This window comes from Streptomyces pratensis (assembly GCF_016804005.1).
GTDB lineage: Bacteria > Actinomycetota > Actinomycetes > Streptomycetales > Streptomycetaceae > Streptomyces > Streptomyces pratensis_A.
In genome coordinates this window covers 3,142,479-3,161,975 of the sequence record NZ_CP051486.1, presented here as the reverse complement: position 1 = coordinate 3,161,975, position 19,497 = coordinate 3,142,479, and the positions used below count along the sequence as shown (strand labels likewise).

At 68.6% G+C, this 19,497-nt stretch carries 14 protein-coding genes; 8 read left to right on the top strand and 6 right to left on the bottom strand.

What is annotated here, in order from left to right:
- Positions 1-98: 98 nt before the first annotated feature.
- Together HED23_RS13530 and HED23_RS13525 are read right to left on the bottom strand one after the other, a co-directional pair.
- The gene (locus HED23_RS13530; RefSeq protein ID WP_203183670.1) at positions 99-1,322 is read right to left on the bottom strand and encodes a cytochrome P450 family protein; all 1,224 of its coding nucleotides are present in this window, start codon (positions 1,320-1,322) and stop codon (positions 99-101) included.
- Positions 1,319-2,608 carry a cytochrome P450 gene (locus HED23_RS13525; RefSeq protein WP_203183669.1) on the bottom strand — a complete coding sequence of 430 codons (1,290 nt, stop codon included), beginning with the start codon at positions 2,606-2,608 and terminating at the stop codon, positions 1,319-1,321. The genes HED23_RS13530 and HED23_RS13525 overlap by 4 nt, the downstream gene beginning before the upstream one ends.
- A 307-nt stretch (positions 2,609-2,915) precedes the next feature.
- Here HED23_RS13525 and HED23_RS13520 point away from each other — a divergent pair, with 307 nt between their 5' ends.
- Both HED23_RS13520 and HED23_RS13515 read left to right on the top strand, forming a co-directional pair.
- Positions 2,916-3,416 carry a GNAT family N-acetyltransferase gene (locus HED23_RS13520; RefSeq protein WP_203183668.1) on the top strand — a complete coding sequence of 167 codons (501 nt, stop codon included), beginning with the start codon at positions 2,916-2,918 and terminating at the stop codon, positions 3,414-3,416.
- Positions 3,417-3,436: 20 nt separating this feature from the next.
- On the top strand, positions 3,437-3,601 hold the full coding sequence (locus tag HED23_RS13515; RefSeq protein ID WP_203183667.1) for an AbfB domain-containing protein: 165 nt from the start codon (positions 3,437-3,439) through the stop codon (positions 3,599-3,601).
- Between the two features lie 127 nt (positions 3,602-3,728).
- Here the strand turns inward: HED23_RS13515 and HED23_RS13510 are convergent, their stop codons facing one another.
- Positions 3,729-4,358, bottom strand: a complete 630-nt coding sequence (locus tag HED23_RS13510; RefSeq protein ID WP_203183666.1) for a proteophosphoglycan 5 — start codon at positions 4,356-4,358, stop codon at positions 3,729-3,731.
- Positions 4,359-4,545: 187 nt separating this feature from the next.
- Here HED23_RS13510 and HED23_RS13505 point away from each other — a divergent pair, with 187 nt between their 5' ends.
- Positions 4,546-4,812 (top strand): hypothetical protein, encoded by a 267-nt coding sequence (locus tag HED23_RS13505; protein ID WP_203183665.1) that lies wholly within the window; start codon positions 4,546-4,548, stop codon positions 4,810-4,812.
- A gap of 160 nt (positions 4,813-4,972) precedes the next feature.
- On the opposite strand, the gene HED23_RS13500 is transcribed toward HED23_RS13505, so the two are convergent.
- Positions 4,973-7,789: a competence protein CoiA family protein gene (locus tag HED23_RS13500; RefSeq protein ID WP_203183664.1), complete on the bottom strand. Its 2,817-nt coding sequence runs from the start codon at positions 7,787-7,789 to the stop codon at positions 4,973-4,975.
- A 467-nt stretch (positions 7,790-8,256) separates the two neighbouring features.
- Here HED23_RS13500 and HED23_RS13495 point away from each other — a divergent pair, with 467 nt between their 5' ends.
- Positions 8,257-8,451: a hypothetical protein gene (locus HED23_RS13495; protein ID WP_203183663.1), complete on the top strand. Its 195-nt coding sequence runs from the start codon at positions 8,257-8,259 to the stop codon at positions 8,449-8,451.
- 89 nt (positions 8,452-8,540) lie between these two features.
- On the opposite strand, the gene HED23_RS13490 is transcribed toward HED23_RS13495, so the two are convergent.
- Positions 8,541-9,053, bottom strand: coding sequence for a hypothetical protein (locus HED23_RS13490; protein ID WP_203183662.1), 513 nt, complete (start codon positions 9,051-9,053; stop codon positions 8,541-8,543).
- A gap of 141 nt (positions 9,054-9,194) precedes the next feature.
- Positions 9,195-10,421 (bottom strand): DNA sulfur modification protein DndB, encoded by a 1,227-nt coding sequence (locus HED23_RS13485; protein ID WP_203183661.1) that lies wholly within the window; start codon positions 10,419-10,421, stop codon positions 9,195-9,197.
- A 174-nt stretch (positions 10,422-10,595) separates the two neighbouring features.
- Here HED23_RS13485 and HED23_RS13480 point away from each other — a divergent pair, with 174 nt between their 5' ends.
- The 4 genes from HED23_RS13480 to HED23_RS13465 all read left to right on the top strand — a co-directional run bounded on the left by HED23_RS13480 (position 10,596) and on the right by HED23_RS13465 (position 19,496).
- Entirely contained in the window at positions 10,596-12,782 is a 2,187-nt protein-coding gene (locus HED23_RS13480) for an N-6 DNA methylase (RefSeq protein WP_203183660.1), read from the top strand.
- 95 nt (positions 12,783-12,877) lie between these two features.
- Positions 12,878-14,995, top strand: coding sequence for a type I restriction-modification system subunit M (locus HED23_RS13475; protein ID WP_203183659.1), 2,118 nt, complete (start codon positions 12,878-12,880; stop codon positions 14,993-14,995).
- A complete protein-coding gene (locus HED23_RS13470) occupies positions 14,992-16,320 on the top strand; it encodes a restriction endonuclease subunit S (RefSeq protein WP_203183658.1) in 1,329 nt (442 codons plus the stop codon). Before HED23_RS13475 ends, HED23_RS13470 begins: the two co-directional genes overlap by 4 nt.
- Entirely contained in the window at positions 16,317-19,496 is a 3,180-nt protein-coding gene (locus tag HED23_RS13465; protein ID WP_203183657.1) for a type I restriction endonuclease subunit R, read from the top strand. The genes HED23_RS13470 and HED23_RS13465 overlap by 4 nt, the downstream gene beginning before the upstream one ends.
- Position 19,497: the final 1 nt, after the last annotated feature.

The following is a 19,497-nucleotide window of genomic DNA, read 5'->3' as shown; positions in this document are numbered from 1 at the left end:
TGATCTACACGGGAGTTGAGCTGCCTGGGATACACACCCGCCCAAGGAGTGCATCCGGGGCGGGGGCTCTCCTCCCCCGCCCCGGGACCTCCCGGCCCTCAGCCGTGGAGCAGAACGGGGAAGGCCTCCATGTCGTTCTGCGTCATGACCGGCAGCTTGCGGATCTCGTCGTCGGCGACAGCGAGCCTCAGACCGGGGAACCGTCCGAACAGCGCGGGCAGCGCGATTCCCGCCTCGACCCGGGACAGTGCGGCACCGGGGCAGATGTGGGGCCCGTGGCCGAAGGTCATGTGCCGGATCGGAGTCTGCCGGGTGATGTCGAAGGCATCGGCGTCGTCCCCGTGCTGGGTGACGTCGCGGCCGATGGCCCGGTAGGAGATGACCACACCCTCCCCCCTGGCTATCACCTGGTCACCCACCTGGATGTCCTCGGTGGCGAACCGCATCAGAAGGTGTGTGGTGGGTGTGTCCCAGCGCAGGGTCTCCTCGATCACCGTCTCCCAGGAGATCTCACCGTCCAGCACCTTGCGCAGCTGGTCGGGGTGGGCGAGCAGCGCGCGCACGGCGTTGAGTATGAGCCCGATCGTGGTCTCGTGCCCCGCTGCCACCATCGCCTTGAGGTTGCCGACGACCTCCTCCTCGGTCAGCGGTTCCCCGCCCTCCTCGGCGAGGATCAGCGCGCTGGTGAGGTCGTCGGTGGGGTTCGCGGTCTTCTCCCGTACGAGTTCCGCGTAGAAGACGTCGAGTTCGGCCAGCAGCGCCAGCCGCTCCTCCTGCGGGGTGAGCATGGAGAAGAAGGCCTTGTACTGCCGGGTCAGCATGGGGTGCAGGGACTCGTCCACTCCCATCAGCAGTCCGACCACCCTCATCGGGAGCGGCTGGGCGAACACGGCCTTGAGGTCGACGGCCCCGTCCTCGCCCTGTTCTGCGAGCGCGTCCAGCAGCCGCTCGGTGAACTTCTCGATGTCCGGGCGGATCGCTTCCAGCCGGCGGGGGGTGAGCGCCTGGGAGGTCTTCGTCCGCAGCCGGCGGTGCTCCTCGCCGTCCACGGTGAACATGGAGCGCCCGGCATCGATCATGCCGATCAGAGGCCAGGCGTGAGTGACCTGCCCGCTCTGCCAGAGGCCCCAGGCGCTCAGGTCCTTCACCAGACGTGTGTCCAGCAGGAGTTGGCGGGCCTCGGCATGCCTGGTCACGGTCCAGGCGGGGACCCCGAGGAGTTCGATGCGCGCGAGCGGGGCGGCGGCCCGCAGCTGTTCGGTCTCACCGTCGAGGTCCTGGACCATGGGATCGATGACCACGGTCGCGTGCGGGCAGTTCACAGCAGGTCTCCTGTCGTCTGTACGGGTGCGAACCGGACGGGCAGCGCGTTCATCCCGCGCAGGAAGGCGGACGGCCGCCTGACGAGATCCTGGGCGGGGACGGCGAGTTCGAGATCGGGCAGCCGGTCGAGAATGACCTCGATCGCGGTGCGGGCGATGGTCTCCGCGATCTCCTGGGCCGGGAAGGGGCAGCGGTACTCTCCGTGGCTGAACGCCAGATGCGCCCCGTTGCCCGCGCGGAGTCCGGTCCCGCCGGACATCTCGCCCTGGCGGATCAGCGGGTCGGTGTTCGCCGCCCCCAGGCCGAGCAGGAGCATGTCCCCGGCACGGATGGTCCTGCCGCCGAGCTGCGTGTCACGGACCGCCCAGCGGCCGGCGAGGATCTGGGTGGGGCTCTCCTCCCAGAGGACCTCGTTCATCGCGTCACCGACACTGCGGTGACCGCCGGAGAGGGAGTCGGCGAACCGTTCCTCCGTGAGCATCAGTCGCAGGGAGTTGCTGATCCAGTCGGCGGTGGTGAGGTGACCTGCCGCGGTGATGGCCATCAGGTCGAGGGCGTATTCCTCGTCCGTGAAGGGCTCGGGGTCGGCGAGCATCCGGGAGGTGACGTCGTCGCCGGGCGCTTCCCGTTTGGCCTCCACCAGCCGCCGCATGTGCGCGCCGAACCGGCCGTACGCCTCCTGGGCGCCGGGCCCTCCGTCGGCCAGGTCCTTGAGGACCCGGGCGATGTCCGCCCCCTCCGCGTCGGGGAAGCCCACGAGGCGGGCCAGGACGAGCACGGGCAGCGGCTCGGCGAATTCGGCCACGAGGTCCGCGGTCCCCCGCGCGCAGATGCCGTCGACGAGCCGGTCCGCCAGTTGCTCGCAGTGCCTCTGGATCTCGAAGGGGTCCGCGGCCTCGAGCGCGGGGACCACCAGCTCGGAGTGCCGCCGGTGCTCCGCGCCCGCGGTGAAGTAGATGGACGGCATGGGGCGTCCGACCATGGGGAGCAGCGGCCAGTCGTCCGGTATGTGCTCCCACTGGTTCCACAGCCCGACGTCCCGGGGGAACAACTCACCGTCGCTGGTGACCTGGTGGAGCTCGCGGTAGCCGACGACCAGCCAGGCCGGAAAGCCGCCGGGGAGCTCGACGGGGACCACGGGCCCGTAGGAGTGGCGCATGGTCCGGTACAGGGCCTGCGGTTCGGTGTGGAAGGCGGGCCCGCTGAGCGGCACGGGGGCGTCGGCGGGGTGCGCGGGGCAGCCGCCGCCGAGGGCGGACGCGGCGGATAAGGAGGGGCTCGTCATCGTACGGACTCCTGTGAGACAGCTTCACGCGTTGCGGCCATACGATCAACGCGGCACCACTATAGGGAGATCGGGTGAAGCTTTGGGGAGAGTGATCGCGACAGCGGCGACCGGCCGACGACCCGCGGGGCTCCCCCGCGTGGACGGCCGAACACCCCCGAGCCGGTTGCGGGCGAGCGGCCCGCGCCGGAAGTCCCTCAGGGGTGACGCGGGTGGGACGGTTCGGACCAAGGCAGCTATGGAGCGTGTCGAAGTGCTCCTCCGGGGCTCGCACGGCACGTGGTCCTTGTCGTGTGATCCTGGTGTCATGACTGATCACCGCGAGGTCGCTATCGCCCGCTGGCCAGGCCGGACTCCTCCGGTCGAGGACGGCCTGGCCGCCTTGCTGGCGGCCTACCATCTGCGGACCGAGGTCGAGAAGGGGCAACAGGTTGCCTCGGTGGACGGGTTGCCGGATCGCTATCGAGCAGAGATCACCGACCCTCGGACCGCGTTCGCCGGTGATGTCGTGCTGGTGGCTCTCCTGGGGGACTCCGCTGCGGGTTGCCTGGTTCTGACCTCCCCGGCCAACGGTCCGTCGGAGATCAAGAGGCTCTGGACCGACCCTGAATTCCGTGGCCGGGGGATTGCGTCCGCCTTGCTCGGCGCCGCGCTCGCCCATGCCAAGGAGAACGGCGTGGACACCGTCCGGCTCTCGGTGTGGGAATGGCGGACCGGGGCCATCGCGCTGTACGAACGACTCGGCTTCACCGTCACCGAGTCATGGGACGCGCGGGAGCAACTGGTCTGCATGCAGCGCGCTGCATGAGTGGTCACAGCCATTCGTTGATGGCCCCGACGTGGAAGCGGGTGCCCGGGCTCTCTGACCGCTCCGCGGCGTCGTTCGAGTCCCACAGCTCGCCCGGCCACCACCTGAGGCACCGCGACGGGCTGCTGTACGTCGAGCGCGTGAGCACCGCGGACCGGCCGGACGCGACCTTCCGGGCCTGGTGACCTTCTGACCTGGTGACCTTCCGACTGGTGAGACGGTGACCTTCTGAGACGGACGGTGACCTTCTGAGACGGTCACGCCGGGCATTGCCCGGCCGGACCCACCGTTCGCGGGGCCGCGCACCGCCGATCAGACCGCGAGGAACGCACGGGCCGCCGCCGCACCGGCCTCCGCGTCCCAGCCGGCGGAAGGTGCGACGGCCTCCACCAGGCCGGCATCGACCTCTCCGTCGGCGGCGATCAGCGCGTCGATCGCCTCGTAAGCGGGCCGGCCCCCCTCGGAGTCGGGCATACGCTGGACGGTGGCGAGGATCTTCCCCCTCGTCAGGGCTGTGGCGAGCACGGGCAGCCCCACGCTCGTGAATCCGTCGTCGAGGTCGTACTCCGCGCGGTGCCATGTTCCGCCGTCGAAGCCGTACACGAAGCCGAGGAAGAGCTCCGCGTCCCGGACCCTGCGGACGGGTGGCTCCCACCATTCGGGCGCACCGGCCAGCAGGTCGGTCTCCATCTCCTCGTAGAAGTCGGATGCCTCGGCGTAGAAGGTCTCGGAGTCGTTCCGGTCCTGCCCGAGCAACACCGCGCGTCCCTCGTCGAGATGGTGCAGGTCGGCCCAGCTGCCGTGCCCGTCGTCGTAGTGCCAGAGCGGCCACAGAGCCCGGCACCGCTCCCCGTGCCCGGAGGCTGCCAGCACGGCTGCGAGTGCCGCCCAACGCCCTCGTAAAGCCATCGGGTCGGGAAGGTCGAGCTGCACCAGGGCCACGGCCGGCTCCTCACGGTGGTCGAGTGAAACAGGTCAGTCCCTCTGGTGCCCGCAACGGTCTCGGTCATCCGCCGGCCACGTCCCCGCACGACGCCGTGGGAGGGCCGGTGCGCGCCGCACTTACCCGCACACGCGTGCGCGGGTGGAATCGACGTCTCATCGCCATGAGAAGGGGTACGGAGGGGACATGGCTTTCGTGAAGCGTGTTGCTCTAGCTCCTCGTGCGGTGCGGCAGTTGCGGCGCGTCCGCTCGGTGTACTTGGCGGGGATGCTGCTGTCCGCCTTCGTCCTGATCTCCTACGACGATTCGGCGGCGGCCGGCCGGCAGACGGTGATCGCGGGCGTCCTCCTCGCTGTGTTCGCCGCTCTCCTGACGCTGACGGCGGTGCAACTGTGGCGGCACGGGCGGACCGAGCACTGCAGTACGGCGAAGAAGCTCACCCGGGTCGTGTGATGATCCGCGGTCGGTCGGCTGCTTGACACGCGGGCCGTACGCCATTCGCGGTCGGCGCACACATGGCTCCGGACCGTCGACGGCGGGCGTACATCGCGGCACGTTCGACCAGACCACGGAGGCCATGACCGTACGTCGAGAACCGTCCCCGCGACCCGTCTCAACGGTGGCGCCACAACGAGTAGAGCCGGAAAACGTCCATCCGCCAGTGCATTTCGAGTGCCTCGTCCGGCACCCGCTCCCTTCCCAAGCTGTGACGGACATGGCGGTACAGCCCGTGCGGCGACAGATCGGCGGTCGACACCAGAGCTGACAGCAACGGCTCGTCGTCAGGTGTGACGAGGTCCACGGCAACCAAGATCTCCCCCTGGTCGTCCGGGTGGAGGTAGGGCAGTGCCCCCTCGGTACGTCGGCGCATGTCTCCCCAGGTGAGGGTCGTCCCCGCGCGGGCCGCATCCTGAAGGAGCACTCGGACGAGATCCGCCAGACCGCCGATCCGCTCGCTGCTCAGGCGTCGCGTGTCATGGCGGTGGTCACCCGGATTCGCGGGCACTTCCGGGGGCCGCGACTCGGCGTCCTTCTCTGCGAGCAGGCGGTGCTTCAGATTGCCGCGCCACCGGCCCAGCCGCTTCTGCTCGGCCTCGGGCAGCGGAACGGCGAGGCGCCGCCGCAGCCGTGCCGTCTCGTCGAGAGCCGCCTTCAGCTCGGCCGATGTCAGTGCCGCCCTACGCAGCGCGAGATCCTGGATGATCTCGCGGATGCGTTGCAACGGTGGATCGACCAGATGCCGGGCCGGCTCCTGGTCGCGGACCCACTGCTTGAACTCTCGCACCAGCGGGGTGGCCGCTTCCCGGTCCTCCGGTGAAAGCCTCAGAGCGTAGACGGAGCCCATGGCACCACGTGCGGCTTTCGCCTCCCGGAGGTTGCCGGCGTCCCGGGCGGCACGGAACGTCCTGACGAGCCCGTCGAACACACGGCGGGCTTCGGCATGGCCGGCCTTCGCCTGCTCCTCGTTCTGCTGCCGTTCCCTTCTCGGCTCGTCGGGCTTCCGTGCTCCCGTCCCCTTCTCGGCCTGAGCCGGGGAGGCCGCGTCCGTCCGCAAGGTCCGGAGGTCGCGGAGCACCATGTGCCAACGCCGCAGGCGTTGCATCACGGGCCCAGGAATGAACGGCTCTCCGATCCGGACCACCAGCAGGTCGGCCTTCTGCAGGATCCGGTGGAGATCCACGGAGGAGAAGGGCTCCGGCTCCTCGTCGAGTTTCCGCAGGATCGCGACCAGATCCCCCATGGGGTCCGCGTCCAGCGGGACTCTGCGCACGCTCGGCCCGCCATGCGCATCGTGCCGGAAGGCCCGGTGGAGCCGCTGCCGGTGCTCGGCCCAGATCTCGGCCGCCTGCACCTCACTTGTCCAGTGGGGCCACCCCAGGGCCAGCAGCACCCGCCGGAAGAACGCGGGAGGCGTCCCCACCGGCTGGGCACCGGCAGAGAAGGTCACCAGACTGGACAGAAATGGCTTACTGCCTCTCACCTGCGGAGCGTCGACGGCGGCAAGGAGCCTGAGCTGACGCTCGACACTGACGTCCTCCGGGCGCACTCCGACCGTACGGAGCAGTTCGCGCCAGGTGACGGTGGTCCCGGCGCGGGCGGTATCCACCAGAGCGCGGGCCATCTTCCCTGCCAGGACGTCGTCCGTCGGCTTGTCTCGTACGTCACCGGTCGGCCCCCGGAACGCGGTTGCCGCCTCCGGTGTCGGTTCCGGCTCGGGCGTCGCTTCCGGAGGCGAACCCCCGGTCGCCGGCGTGGCAGGCACGGGACCCGGTAGCGGGGCCGGCACCACCTTCACCTCGGGCGCGGGCGACGTCCTGAGCATTTCCCATTCCGCAGCCTTGGCCGGAGTGAGGCGCACGATGCTCTCGGCACGCAGACTCCAGGGTGCGTCCGAGCCCGCCCCTGGTGGGGGTCCCACGATCGCGGCCCCGGCGGTCAGCACGTACACGCGGTGGGACTCGGGGATGCCCATCGCGTCGGGCAGGGATATCCGCGCGCGGAAGCCCGCTGATCCGCACGGTTGCGCGTCCGCGTCGTACAAGTGGCGGCCGGGCGCCACCTCGGAGGAGAGACAGGCACCCGTGAACGCGACCAGACCGGGGACCAGGGCAAGGGCGGGAACGTCTGCGGGAGCCTTCGGTTCCGGGGCGGCGACCGGCCGCCGTGGCTCGCTCGTACCCGGCGCCTGGGTGGCCGTCCGGAAGCGAATCCCCTCCGCAGTCCGCTCCAGCCAGGGGGTGAGGATTCCGCCGTCGGTGAGCCGGCATCGGTCAAGGGTCGTCCACTCGACCCTGTGCTCCGGCGACTGTGTGCCGACGAACACCACGCGCGTGCCGTGTTCGGTCTCGCACCGGAATCGCAACGCGTATCCAGCGGCACTCACCTCGAACGGGGAGAGCTGGCTGTCCGGACCGTACATACGGATGGACGGTGTTCTGCCCGGCCCGGCGGCGATTCGTTCGCCGTCCGCCGACCAGTCCTTGAAGGAGCGACGGGACATCTGTACGTGGAGGAGTCGACGCTCCTTCTTGGAACCGAAGCGGATCTCGATCGCATCACTGCGTGCATGGCTCTGCTTGACGTAGGACACTGCGGCATTCGGACGGCCCTGTGTGGACAGCCACTTGAGCAGGGCCTCGCCGATGTACAGATGGTCGGCGCTGCTCTCGCCCAAGGAGGTTCGACTGCAGAGCACAGGTGGGCGATGGGCGAAGTGCGACTTCTTGTCGTCGCAGGCACGCAAGGTCAGCAACTTCCCGCAGCCACCGAGCAGGACACCACAGGTGAAGGCGTTCGCACCATGCACCTGGCGCAGCCGGTCGGCGGGTTGCTTCTCGAACGGGAGAAAGGCCGGACGGTGCCCGTCCGGGCCTCCGAACACAGCCGTCTGGACCTTGCGGTTGTCCTCTTCGTCTCTGGCTGAGGCCATCGGGGCTTGCTCTCTTCATACGGCGTGCGGAGATACGCGACGACAGGTGAGAGGCAACGCGGAATCGCGGCGGGGGGAAGCTCTCGGCCCCTATGGGCTCTGACACATTGTACGAAACCGGAACCCAGGGCAGTGGCGGAACCGTGCGGCGCGGTGATGAATCAGCGCTGAGCGGCCACGTCGTCGTGCTTGCCCGGGGCGGGCGGCTACTCGTGCCCGTAGCACAGGACGATGTCACGACCCTTGGTGCCTGCCACCCTGCGACGATCACCAGGTGAGCGAACACGGGCACGAAGCCTTGCGGAAGGCCGAGAAGGCCTTGGTGATCGACCTGGAAGTATCCCGAAGAGGGGTCGGTGCGTTGCCCCACGCGTGGCAGGCGGAACAGGCCCCTGTGTCTGCGTGGCCCAGGCCGGGGTTCAAGGGCGAGGAGTTACCGTGTCAGACCTTCGTCCTACAGTTCGCCCATGGACCTGAACAACCCACAGCAGGTAGGCGTCGCCTTCGCCGAGATCGTCCTCGGCGTCACCATGAGCGAGGAACCGCCGGACCCGTCCTCCCCGCTGGGGCGCGTGAGGGCGTTCACCGAGAAGTACGGTGAGGACGCGCTCCGGCCCGAGCACTTCACGGCCGCGCGTGAGGGGCGGCCCTTGCTGCCGTAGAGCTCGGCACTCGTCTCCGGGCGCCGGGAGCATCACCGCATCCGAGCTTGTGGAGACCACACCACCGCGCCCAGCGTGAAGAATCGAGATCAGGCTTCCAGGGGGCTCTCGGGGCTGTCCTTGCTCTCGGCCATCACCTTGCCACCCACAAACGCCACTCCCAGGGCGACTACAGCACCGGTGCCGAGTAGCACCTTCTTGAGCTGCCCATTCAAGATCTTCTTGTTCTCGCTGTCCTTCTGGCACACCTGCCGCCCGTTCTCCCGCATTCCCTCGATGAGGTAGTGCCTGTTCTCCCAACTCAGGCCGTCCTTGTCGAGCTCACCCTTGAGAGTTTCTCTGACGTCCTGGAGGGCCAGGTAGACATACTCCTGGCTCTCCTTGTTGGCCGAGAGCGTGGACTCGTGCGCGTTCTTCATCGCGTCCACAGCATCCCCGGCGAGATCTCTGAACGCCGGGAACTGCTCAACGACTTTGAGAGCCACCTCAGTTCCCATGTCAGGCATCATGGCCGCGAGCCTGATCACCTTGTCCTTGGAGAGGTTCCTCCAGGACTCGATCCCGAGCGCCTGCTTGATCTCGTCTTCACTCTTGTAGCCCATGCCTGGTTCCGTCCGTCCGGTCCTGTTTCCTCAAATCCTGGCGGCGGTCTGTGACGGCCGGCGGCTTAGCCCAGCGGTGTGATGACTCACCGCGTGGGCTCTTTCGCCGACTTGATCGCGCCGGGGAAGCCAAGAGAGCCGTCACTGGCCCCGGATGCGCCGTCCCGCCTCCGTGCCCGGGTAGAGCATCGCGTCGGCGACACGGCCGCCGGAATCCTTCACACCGCCGCTGAAGTTGAGCCGCCCGGTCGCCCCGGCCTTCGCGGCCACACCGTCCCAGTAGCGCGCCTCCCGCTCCCACCGGATGTCGGCGAGGAGCCGCTGCAGAGCTTCGGTGCTCAGCGCGTTCGCCGGGTCGGCCCACGGCGTCGTGTGGTGGACGGCGATCCCGAGCCCGGCGAGCACGGCGGGCGCGGTGAGGGCGCTGCGCGAGACGAAGTAGGCGCTGTGCTCGGCGATGAGCCGGGCGAGCTGCGGTACGACGCATCCCTCGACCTGAGCGGCGTCGGTACCGGCGGGCAGCTCGTCCTCCTGGACGGTCTCCGCGGACCGGGACAGGCCGTTGCGGCCGTAGACAGCCGTGATGACCAGGGCCCGCAGCGCGGAGAGGGTGATGACCTCGGGGTCGCTCTTGCCGACCTGGCGCTTGCTGGCGTTGACGAGCTTCGTGAACGGCACGAGCTTGCCGTCCACGTCCACCTTGACGGCGTCGGCGACGCGGTGCGCCAGGCGGGTGGCGAAGTCCCGCTGGTCCATGGACATGGCCAGGTTCTTCGCGACGGCCACGCCCTGGACGTTGCGGTCGTAGAAGATCTGCCGCGCGTCGGCGACGCTCAGGTCGACGTACAGCTCGAACGGCACGCGGATCGTCGCGAGTTCGGCATAGGTGAGCCCGAAGTGCTCCGGGTCGTCGTACAGCTCGTGCCAGGCGGTCGTCTGAGTCTCGCCGTCGATGGCGACGACCGAGGTGCCGGGCGTGATGGTCAGGGTGCGCAGTCCGGTGCCGGGCAGCAGTTCGTCGCTGAGCGCGGCGAGCGGTCCGGCGTGCCAGAAGGTGATCGGCGGCGTGGACCAGCCGGCGCCCAGCTCCCCCTTGACGCCGTCGGCGATGTACTCGGCGTACGAGCCGACGTTCTTCCCCTTCTGCGTGGACTTCAGTGCCCTCTGCACGAGCGACCGCAGTTCGGCGTGACGACGCACGGCGCCGGAGGCGGCCTTGAGCGTCTTCGTGTCCTCCTCGCGACGGGGCGAGGGAACGAGCTGGACGAGCGTCGGGACGGACATGGTCCCGATCACGGCGTCCGCCCGGAACGGCATGACGGTGAGCTGGGTGCCTTCGACGACAGCGGTCGGCATGGTGATGCGCATGGCGATTCCCCCACGGGATCGGCGAGTTCCTCGGACCCCCCTCGGGCCGAGCACCTCACTTGGAAGCAACACCAGAGAAGCATCGCCGTGAAAGCATTGTCAAACAGCTTGACGCGTTTGACCGACCGTGTAAGTTGTGAGCTGTCAGCTACCGAGAGGCCCAGGACTCCCGCCATGCCCCAGCCACCAGCCCAGGTGACCGCCGCCGAGATCTCACGCATCGCCGGAGTCACGCGCGCCACCGTCAGCAACTGGCGCCGTCGGCACGACGACTTCCCCGCGCCGTCCGGGGGCACCGATTCCAGCCCGCTGTACGACCTGGTGGACGTGCAGAAGTGGCTCGGCGCCCGGGGTCACGCCTCGGCGGCCGACCCTGCGGAGGAGCTGCGCACCGCGCTGCGACTGCACCCCGGGGGTGGCGGCATGACCGGCGCCCTGCTCCCCCTGGCACTGGCCACGGCCCGGCGCACTCCCGAGGAGCGCACCGCGCTGGCCGGGCTGTCCGACGCCGAGCTCGTCGCCCGCGCCGACAGGGCGGTGGCCGACCTCGCGGAGCTGGTCCCCGGCGCGGAGGCGGTCCACTTCGCGGCGCATGACGTCGATGTCCTGCGGGCGCTGCTGCGCTGCGTACAGGACGACACGAGCGGCGAGGCTGCGCTGTCCGTGCTGGCGGAGCGCGAGCTGGAGGACAGTGCCGCGAGCGGCACCTATCGCACCCCGGTGCAGCTGGCCGATCTCGTCGCCCGTCTGGTGCCCGGACCCTACGAGCGGATCATGGACCCGGCGTGCGGCAGCGGCTCTCTGCTCTCGGCCGCCGCCCGGCGGGGCGCGACGGTGCTGTACGGCCAGGACCGCGTGCCCGTGCAGGCGCAGCGCAGCGCGGTGAGCCTGCTGCTGGCCGCCCCGGGCGCGGACATCACGGTGCGTGCGGGAGACAGTCTGCGCGCGGACGCGTTCGGCGGGGTCACCGTCGACGCCGTGCTGTGCAACCCGCCGTACGGCGACCGCGACTGGGGCCACGACGAGCTGGCGTACGACGCCCGCTGGGCGTACGGCGTACCGCCGCGCGCCGAGTCCGAGCTCGCCTGGGTCCAGCACGCCCTCTCCCACCTGGTGCCGGGCGGCCACGCCGTCCTGCTCCTCCCCCCGGCCACCGCCTCCCGCGCCTCGGGCCGCCGGGTCCGCATGGAGCTGGTCCGCAGCGGCGCCCTGCGCGCGGTGGTGGCCCTGCCTCCGGGCGCGGCAGCGCCGTTCCATGTGGGGCTCCAGGTCTGGATACTGCGGCGCCCCGAACCGGCCGGCCCCGCGCACACGTCGGTCCTGTTCGTCGACACGTCGGAGGCGGCGGGAGCCGGCACCGACACGACGACCGGCACGGGTACGGGTACGGGCACACGCACGGGCGGCACCGCCTCCGGCACGCGCACCGGCCGCACCCCGCTGAACTGGACAACTCTCACCGAGACGGCGCTCACCCAATGGTCGGCCTTCGCGAAGGACCCGGACTCGTACGCCGACGAACCGGGCACCGCCCGCGCGGTCCCGGTGGTCGACCTCCTGGACGACGTCGTGGACCTCTCCCCCGCCCGCCATGTACGCGCCTCGCGCACGGACGTCGCCCCGGCGGAACTGGCCAGGGAGGCGGACGAAGTACGCCGACGGCTCGTCGCCGGTGCCAAGTCACTGGGCGAGGCGGCCGGTTACGACGACTGGAGCGCGTCCGGCCCCGCCCCGCGCGTATGGCGCACGGCCACGGCGTCAGACCTGTCCCGGGGCGGCGCGCTCACGCTGCTGCGCACGGCGCCGGACTCCAAGGGCTCCGCCGGTGCGGCATCGGTGGCTGCCGTACTCACCGGCCTGGACATCGCGCGCGGTACGGCCCCGTCGGGTGACCCGAGCGGGCTGCGGGCGGACGGGGCGCCGGTGATCGCGGCGGGCGACGTGCTCGTACGCGCGGTCGCGGGGGGCGGCGGCGCGATGGCCCGAGTGGCGGACGACGCGGATTCCGGGGCACTGCTCGGCCACCAGGTCCACCTGTTCCGGCCGGATCCGGCAAGGCTCGACCCGTGGTTCCTGGCCGGTTTCCTGGGTGCGGAGGAGAACATCGCGAGCGCGTCGACGGGCAGCACGGTGCTACACGTCAGTCCGGGCCGACTGCGCGTCCCGCTGCTGCCGCTGGAGGAGCAGAGACGCTACGGCGAGGCGTTCCGCCGCGTCCACGCGCTGAGAACCGAGGCCGCGCGCGCTATGGAGCTGGCCGAGGAGACGGCCCGGCTGCTGGTCGGCGGGCTGACGGGGGGCGGGCTGGTCCCGTCGGCCCCGGCGACGGCCGGCAGCGGGGCCTCCGCGGAATCGGCCTGAACCGGCACTACGGCCTTCACGCAACCACCACACTTGTCAGTACCCGCTCCGGTAGACCGGAGAGCGGGGGGTCCGAAAGGAAACCGGGGAATCCCTTGAACAGCAGCAAGCACACGGAGCTGGCGAACCACGCCTGGTCCGTCGCCGACCTTCTGCGCGGCGATTACAAGCAGTCCGACTACGGAAAGGTCATCCTTCCGTTCCTGGTGCTGCGCCGCCTCGAATGCGTCCTGGAGCCGACGCGGGAGAAGGTCGCGGAGACGGCCGCCCGTTTCGAGGGGCAGGAGATCGACACGGACCACTTCCTGCGCCGGGCGTCGGGCCACTCGTTCTACAACACGAGCAGCCTGACCCTGCGGAAGATCGCCGGCGACGCGAGCAACGCGGCGGCGAACCTCCAGGTGTACGTCGGGGGCTTCTCCCCCAACGCGCGTGAGGTCATGGAGAAGTACGAGTTCGCCCAGCAGATCCGCAAGCTGGACAGCGCGGACCTGCTCTACCAGGTGATCGGCAAGTTCACGGACCTGGACCTGCGCCCGGAGGTCGTGCCCAACCACAACATGGGCTACATCTTCGAGGAGCTGATCCGGCGCTTCTCCGAGCAGTCCAACGAGACCGCGGGTGAGCACTTCACCCCGCGCGAAGTCATCAAGCTGATGGTCAACCTGCTGATCGCCCCGGACGGCGACGCGCTCAGCGTTCCTGGTGTCGTACGCACGGTCATGGACCCGGCCTGCGGCACGGGCGGCATGCTCAGCGCGGCCGAAGACCACATCAAGTCGTACAACGACGACGCCACGGTGGAGGTCTACGGCCAGGAGCTCAACCCGGAGTCCTGGGCGATCTGCCGGTCCGACCTGATGATCAAGGAGCAGAACCCGGAGAACATCGCCTTCGGCAACTCCTTCTCGGACGACGGCCACGCGCGGGAGACGTTCGACTACCTGCTGGCCAACCCGCCGTTCGGCGTGGAGTGGAAGAAGGTCAAGGAGGCCGTCGAGTTCGAGCACAACAACCTCGGCGACTCCGGCCGCTTCGGCGCGGGCCTGCCCCGCATCAACGACGGCTCGCTGCTCTTCCTCCAGCACATGATCTCGAAGATGAAGCCGGTGGACGTGAACGGCGGGGGCGGCTCGCGCGTCGCGATCGTCTTCAACGGCTCCCCCCTCTTCACGGGTGCGGCCGGCTCAGGTGAGTCGGAGATCCGCCGCTGGATCCTGGAGAACGACTGGCTGGAGGCGATCGTCGCCCTGCCGGACCAGCTCTTCTACAACACGGGCATCTCCACCTACTTCTGGATCCTGACGAACCGCAAGGACGCCCAGCACAAGGGCAAGGTCGTGCTGCTGGACGCGCGCGACCAGTGGGTGAAGATGCGAAAGTCGCTGGGCGACAAGCGCAAGGAACTGGGCGACGGCACGGGCGGCAAGCCGAACCACATCGGCGACATCACCCGCCTGTACGGGGAGGCTGTGGCGGCCGCGGCGAACCCGGAGCACCCGCTGCACGCCAAGGTGAAGGTCTTCGACAACACGGCGTTCGGCTACCAGCGGATCACGGTGGAGCGGCCGTTGAAGCTGCGCTTCGAGCTGACGGAGGAGACGCTGGCGGCGCTGCTCGCGTCGAAGCCGGTGCAGAAGTGGGCGGAGGAGCGCTTCCTGCCGCGCGAGCCGGAGCTGGCGGCGAAAGCGAAGGCGCGCCGGAAGCTGACGGACGAGGAGCAGGCCCAGTTCCAGAAGCTGGCCGACGCCGAGGCACAGGTGCTGGGGGACGCGCTGAGTCCGCTGCTGGGCAGCGAGTGGGCCACCAAGTCCGAAGCGCAGGTCGCGGTGCGGAACGCCATGGCGGAGGCCGGCGTGCAGGGGCCGACGGGCGCGCCGTTCACGAAAGCGCTGCGGGACACGGTGGGGGTCCGGGACCCGGAGGGCGAGAAGCAGCTCCTCAAGGGCGGCGAGCCGGAGCCGGACAGCGAGCTGCGGGACTACGAGAACGTGCCGCTGGGCGAGGACGTCGAGGCGTACCTGACGCGGGAGGTGCACCCACACGTGCCGGACGCGTGGATCGACCACACGAAGACGAAGGTGGGGTACGAGATCCCGTTCACGCGGCACTTCTACGTGTACGAGCCGCCGCGGCCGTTGGCGGAGATCGATGCGGAGCTGAAGGCGCTTGAGGCGGAGATTCAGGGGCTGCTGGGGGAGGTTACGGAATGAGTGGAAGTCGCATCGCCCCGTGGCTCACTGAGTCGAGATGGCCAACAGTTCCCATCCGACTGGTTGCCCGCCTTGGATCTGGACATACCCCTAGCCGAAGCAAGCCGGAGTATTGGACTGACTGCACCGCACCGTGGATCACCTTGGCTGATGTCTGGCAGTTGCGAAGCGGTCAGAGGAACGTCATCACGAAAACCAAGGAAAAGATCAGCCCGCTGGGTCTGGCAAACTCGTCGGCTGTTCTGCATCCTCCCGGAACCGTGATTCTTTCCCGCACAGCATCGGTGGGATTCTCGGCCATCATGGGAACCGAAATGGCCACAAGCCAAGATTTCGCAACCTGGATGTGCGGGCCACGACTGGAGCCCCGCTACCTGCTCCACGCTCTGCGCGGAATGGCCCCGGACCTCCGGCGTATCGCCACAGGGTCAACCCACAAAACCATCTACATGCCGGACATCGAGCAGTTGAGAATCCCGCTGCCCCCGCTGGACGAGCAGCGCCGCATTGCCGACTTCCTCGACGCCGAGACCGGCCGCATCGACTCTCTGAGCCACGCGAGAAATCGCCAGTTGGTCGTCCTCCGGGAACGCACGAACAGCCTGATTCTCAACACCGTGCGAGGCCAGACGGAGCCAGGTCTACGTAAGCCGAGCGGCATTAACTGGCTTGGCAACATCCCAGCAGACTGGTCAATCATGCCTGTCAGCTACCAATTCGAAGTACTTCTCGGCAAGATGCTTAACCCTGAGAGAGCCAGAGGAACGCATCTGGCCCCCTACCTAAGAAACACAAATGTGCAGTGGGATCGCATCACAACCGATGATCTACTAGAAATGAGTTTCCCACCCGAGGAACACCATCGGTACGCCGTGCACCCCGGCGATCTGCTGGTATGCGAGGGCGGGGAACCCGGTCGAGCGGCCATCTGGGACGGCCGAATGGACAAGATCTACTACCAGAAGGCCCTTCATCGAATTCGAGCCAGAGGATACACGTCGCCGCGCTGGCTCTTCTATTGCTTGCGTGCAGCTACCGCTCAGAATGTCTTCGCCATCGAGGGGAACAACGCCACGATCTCCCACCTCACCGGTGAACAGTTGCGCGGATACAGGTTCCCTTTCCCGGAGCAGAATGTTCAAGATCGCCTAGTGAAGTGTCTTGATTCCAACTCACACCACCAGGAGGAGTTGGTTCGAGCCCTCCACTCGCAACTCACGCTCCTCGCCGAGCGGCGCCAAGCCCTCATCACCGCCGCCGTGACCGGCCAGTTCGATGTCTCCACCGCCAGCGGCCGCAACGCAACGGACGGAGTTTCGGCATGAGCCCAATCCACCACGAGTCCGCCTTCGGCGACGCCATCGTCGCCGCCATGACCGAGCGCGGATGGCGCGAGGTCAGTCCCACAGACTACGAGGCCGACCTCGGCCTGGACACCAACGAGCTGTTCGACTTCCTCGACGCGAGCCAGGCCCGCGAGTGGGCTGAACTCGTCGCCGTCTACGGCAACGACGTCAAGGGCGCCCAGCGCGGCTTCGCCCAGCGCCTGGACAAGGCCATCAGCGATGAGGGCCTACTCAACGTCCTCCGTAACGGCGTCAAGGACCGGGGCGTCCGGCTCCGCGTGGCTTACTTCAAGCCGAACCTCGTCGCCGACGACTCCGTCCTTGACGGCTACCGCGCCAACCGCCTCGCCGTCGTACGCGAGCTCGTCTACGCCACCAAGCAGGCCGACTGGGGCAACAAGCTCGATCTGACGCTGTTCCTGAATGGCATTCCCGTCGCCACCGCCGAGTTGAAGAACCCGCTCACCCGGCAGGGCGTCGAGCACGCCAAGGAGCAGTACCGCACCGACCGCGACCCCACCGAGCTGATCTTCACCCGCCGGGTCATCGCCAACTTCGCAGTCGACCCGGACCTGGTCTTCGTCGCCACCCAACTCCGGGGCAAGAACACCCGCTTCTTGCCCTTCAACACCGGCTCCAACGGCGCCGGCCTGCCTGGCGGCGCCGGAAACCCGGCCCCCACCGCGTACGGCACGTACGCCACCTCCTACCTGTGGGAGCAGGTCTGGGCACGGGACAACTGGCTGGACCTGCTCCAGCGGTACGTGCACCAGCAGAAGACCAAGACCCCCGGTGGCGGTACCACCAAGTCGACGATCTTTCCGCGCTTCCACCAGTGGGACGTGGTCAAGAAGCTCACCACCCACGCCGCGACGTTCGGCGTGGGTCAGAACTACCTCGTCATGGCCTCCGCCGGCTCCGGTAAGTCGAACACCATCGGTTGGCTCGCCCACCGCCTGAGCGACCTCCACGCGGACACCGACCCCCGCACGCTCGACCCGGATGCGCTGTCCGCGGGCCGAATCAAGCCTGGTGCGCCGGTCTTCGACAAGGTCATCGTCATCACGGACCGCCGTAACCTCGACGCCCAGCTCCGGGAGACGGTCGGCAGCTTCTCGCAGACCGAGGGCCTGGTCGTGAAGGTGGACGAGAAGCACGGCTCGAAGAGCGAACAGCTCGCCCGCGCACTGTCCCGGGACACGGGCAAGATCGTGACCGTCACTCTTCACTCGTTCCCCGCGCTCATCGACTACATCGAGCGCAACCCGACGGAGATCAAGGGCACGAGCTTCGCCATCGTCATCGACGAGGCCCACTCCTCCCAGTCCGGCGACGCCTCCACCGCCGTGAAGGCAGCGCTGCGTGACCTCGGCCTGGACGCCGACTCGGAGGAACAGGGCGCGAGCGCCGTCACCGTCTACGAGAAGCTGAAGAAGAAGGCCGCGGAGCGCTCACAGGCCGCGAACCTCTCCTACTTCGCGTTCACCGCCACCCCGAAGGCGAAGACGCTCGAACTCTTCGGCACGGAAGACATCGTGAACGGCGAGGCGGCCTACCGCCCTTTCCACACGTACTCCATGCGCCAGGCCATCGAGGAAGGGTTCATCCTCGATCCGCTGCGGAACTACGTCACGTACAACACGTACTGGAAGCTGGTGAACCAGAACCCGGACGAGCGTGAGGTGGACCCCTCCAAGGCCAACAGCCTGCTCGCCCGGTACGCGCTCACCCACGAGTACACCGTCTCCCAGCACGCCCAGGTGATCGTCGAACACTTCCTGACGCACTCCCGCGGCCGGCTCGGTGGGCGGGCCAAGTCGATGGTGGTGACGGGTGCGCGGCAGTCGGCCGTGGAGATGGCGCGGGCGATCAAGAGCTACATCAAGGATCGGGAGTACGACACCAAGTACCCGGACCTGGGTGTCCTGGTAGCGTTCTCCGGCTCGCTCACGATCGACGACGAGGAGACGACCGAGCCGAAGGAGAACGGCGGGATCGCGGAGAGCGCGCTGCCGAAGGCGTTCGCGTACACCCGCGCCGACGACAAGGCGGTCGGCGCGGGCGGCCGGGGCCAGCAGGAGTACAAGATCCTGGTGGTCGCGGAGAAGTACCAGACTGGCTTCGACCAGCCGCTGCTGACGACCATGTACGTCAACAAGAAGCTGACCGGAATCTCCGCCGTGCAGACCCTCTCCCGGCTCAACCGCACCGCCGACCGCAAGACCCAGGCGGACCTCGCGGTCCTGGACTTCACGAACGACGCCGAGGACATCCGGGACGCGTTCCGCCCGTACTTCGAGGAGGCCAACACTCTCCCGTCCGACCCGAACCTGCTCTACACCGCGCAGAGCCGGGTCATGTCGGCGCCGATCATCTCGGAGTCGGAGATGGACGAGTTCGCCGCGGCGTACTTCGCGGCGAAGGAGAAGGCGGCCGGCTCGCAGGCCAAGTGGGAGAAGCTGCACGCGGAGCTGTACCGGCTCCTCTCCCCCGCCGTCGCCCGCTTCACCCCGCTCATGGAGAGCGAGGACGAGGACGACGTGGAAACGGCGGAGGACTTCCGCGCGGACCTCAACGACTACGTACGCAAGTACGGCTTCCTCGCCCAGATCGTCCCGTACCGCGACGCCGAGTTGGAACGCCTCCACCTCTACGGCCGCTACCTCCTCAACCGGCTCCCGCGCCGCGCGGACGGTGGCGTGGACATAGGGGAGATCGACCTCAGTCACCTGCGGGTGGAGAAGACGGGCGAGTACGACGTCTCCCTCTCCCCCGAGGGCTCCGCCCAGCTCCCCGGCTTCGGTGACGGCACGGGCGGCGCGGCAGAGGCGGAGAAGTCGCTGCTGTCGGAGCTGATCGAGGCGTTCAACGCCAAATTCGGCACGGACTTCACCGAGGAAGACGTCCGGAAGCCGTTCAACAAGACCAAGGAGGACCCGAAGGTCCGGGCAGCGGCGGTCGTCAACGACGAAGCCAACTTCGGCAAGGTCTGGGACAGGGCCTTCGCCGACAACATGGCTGACCACATCGAGACGACCGCCGGCATAGGGCGTCAGTACTTCGGCCCCGACAAGAGCTTCCGGTCCAGCCTGGACCGCAGCGCACGCCGGGCGGCGTGGCGGATGATCCGCCGCGAGGAGAACGTGGACGAGTAGG

What these genes read in the sequence shown, in the direction of transcription:
- HED23_RS13515 (WP_203183667.1), top strand. Translation starts at nt 3,437, where the DNA reads ATGGCCCCGACGTGGAAGCGGGTGCCCGGGCTCTCTGACCGCTCCGCG.
- HED23_RS13490 (WP_203183662.1), bottom strand. Translation starts at nt 9,053, where the DNA reads ATGGGCTACAAGAGTGAAGACGAGATCAAGCAGGCGCTCGGGATCGAG.
- HED23_RS13505 (WP_203183665.1), top strand. Translation starts at nt 4,546, where the DNA reads ATGGCTTTCGTGAAGCGTGTTGCTCTAGCTCCTCGTGCGGTGCGGCAG.
- HED23_RS13525 (WP_203183669.1), bottom strand. Translation starts at nt 2,608, where the DNA reads ATGACGAGCCCCTCCTTATCCGCCGCGTCCGCCCTCGGCGGCGGCTGC.
- HED23_RS13470 (WP_203183658.1), top strand. Translation starts at nt 14,992, where the DNA reads ATGAGTGGAAGTCGCATCGCCCCGTGGCTCACTGAGTCGAGATGGCCA.
- HED23_RS13500 (WP_203183664.1), bottom strand. Translation starts at nt 7,789, where the DNA reads ATGGCCTCAGCCAGAGACGAAGAGGACAACCGCAAGGTCCAGACGGCT.
- HED23_RS13520 (WP_203183668.1), top strand. Translation starts at nt 2,916, where the DNA reads ATGACTGATCACCGCGAGGTCGCTATCGCCCGCTGGCCAGGCCGGACT.
- HED23_RS13465 (WP_203183657.1), top strand. Translation starts at nt 16,317, where the DNA reads ATGAGCCCAATCCACCACGAGTCCGCCTTCGGCGACGCCATCGTCGCC.
- HED23_RS13480 (WP_203183660.1), top strand. Translation starts at nt 10,596, where the DNA reads ATGCCCCAGCCACCAGCCCAGGTGACCGCCGCCGAGATCTCACGCATC.
- HED23_RS13495 (WP_203183663.1), top strand. Translation starts at nt 8,257, where the DNA reads ATGGACCTGAACAACCCACAGCAGGTAGGCGTCGCCTTCGCCGAGATC.
- HED23_RS13485 (WP_203183661.1), bottom strand. Translation starts at nt 10,421, where the DNA reads ATGCGCATCACCATGCCGACCGCTGTCGTCGAAGGCACCCAGCTCACC.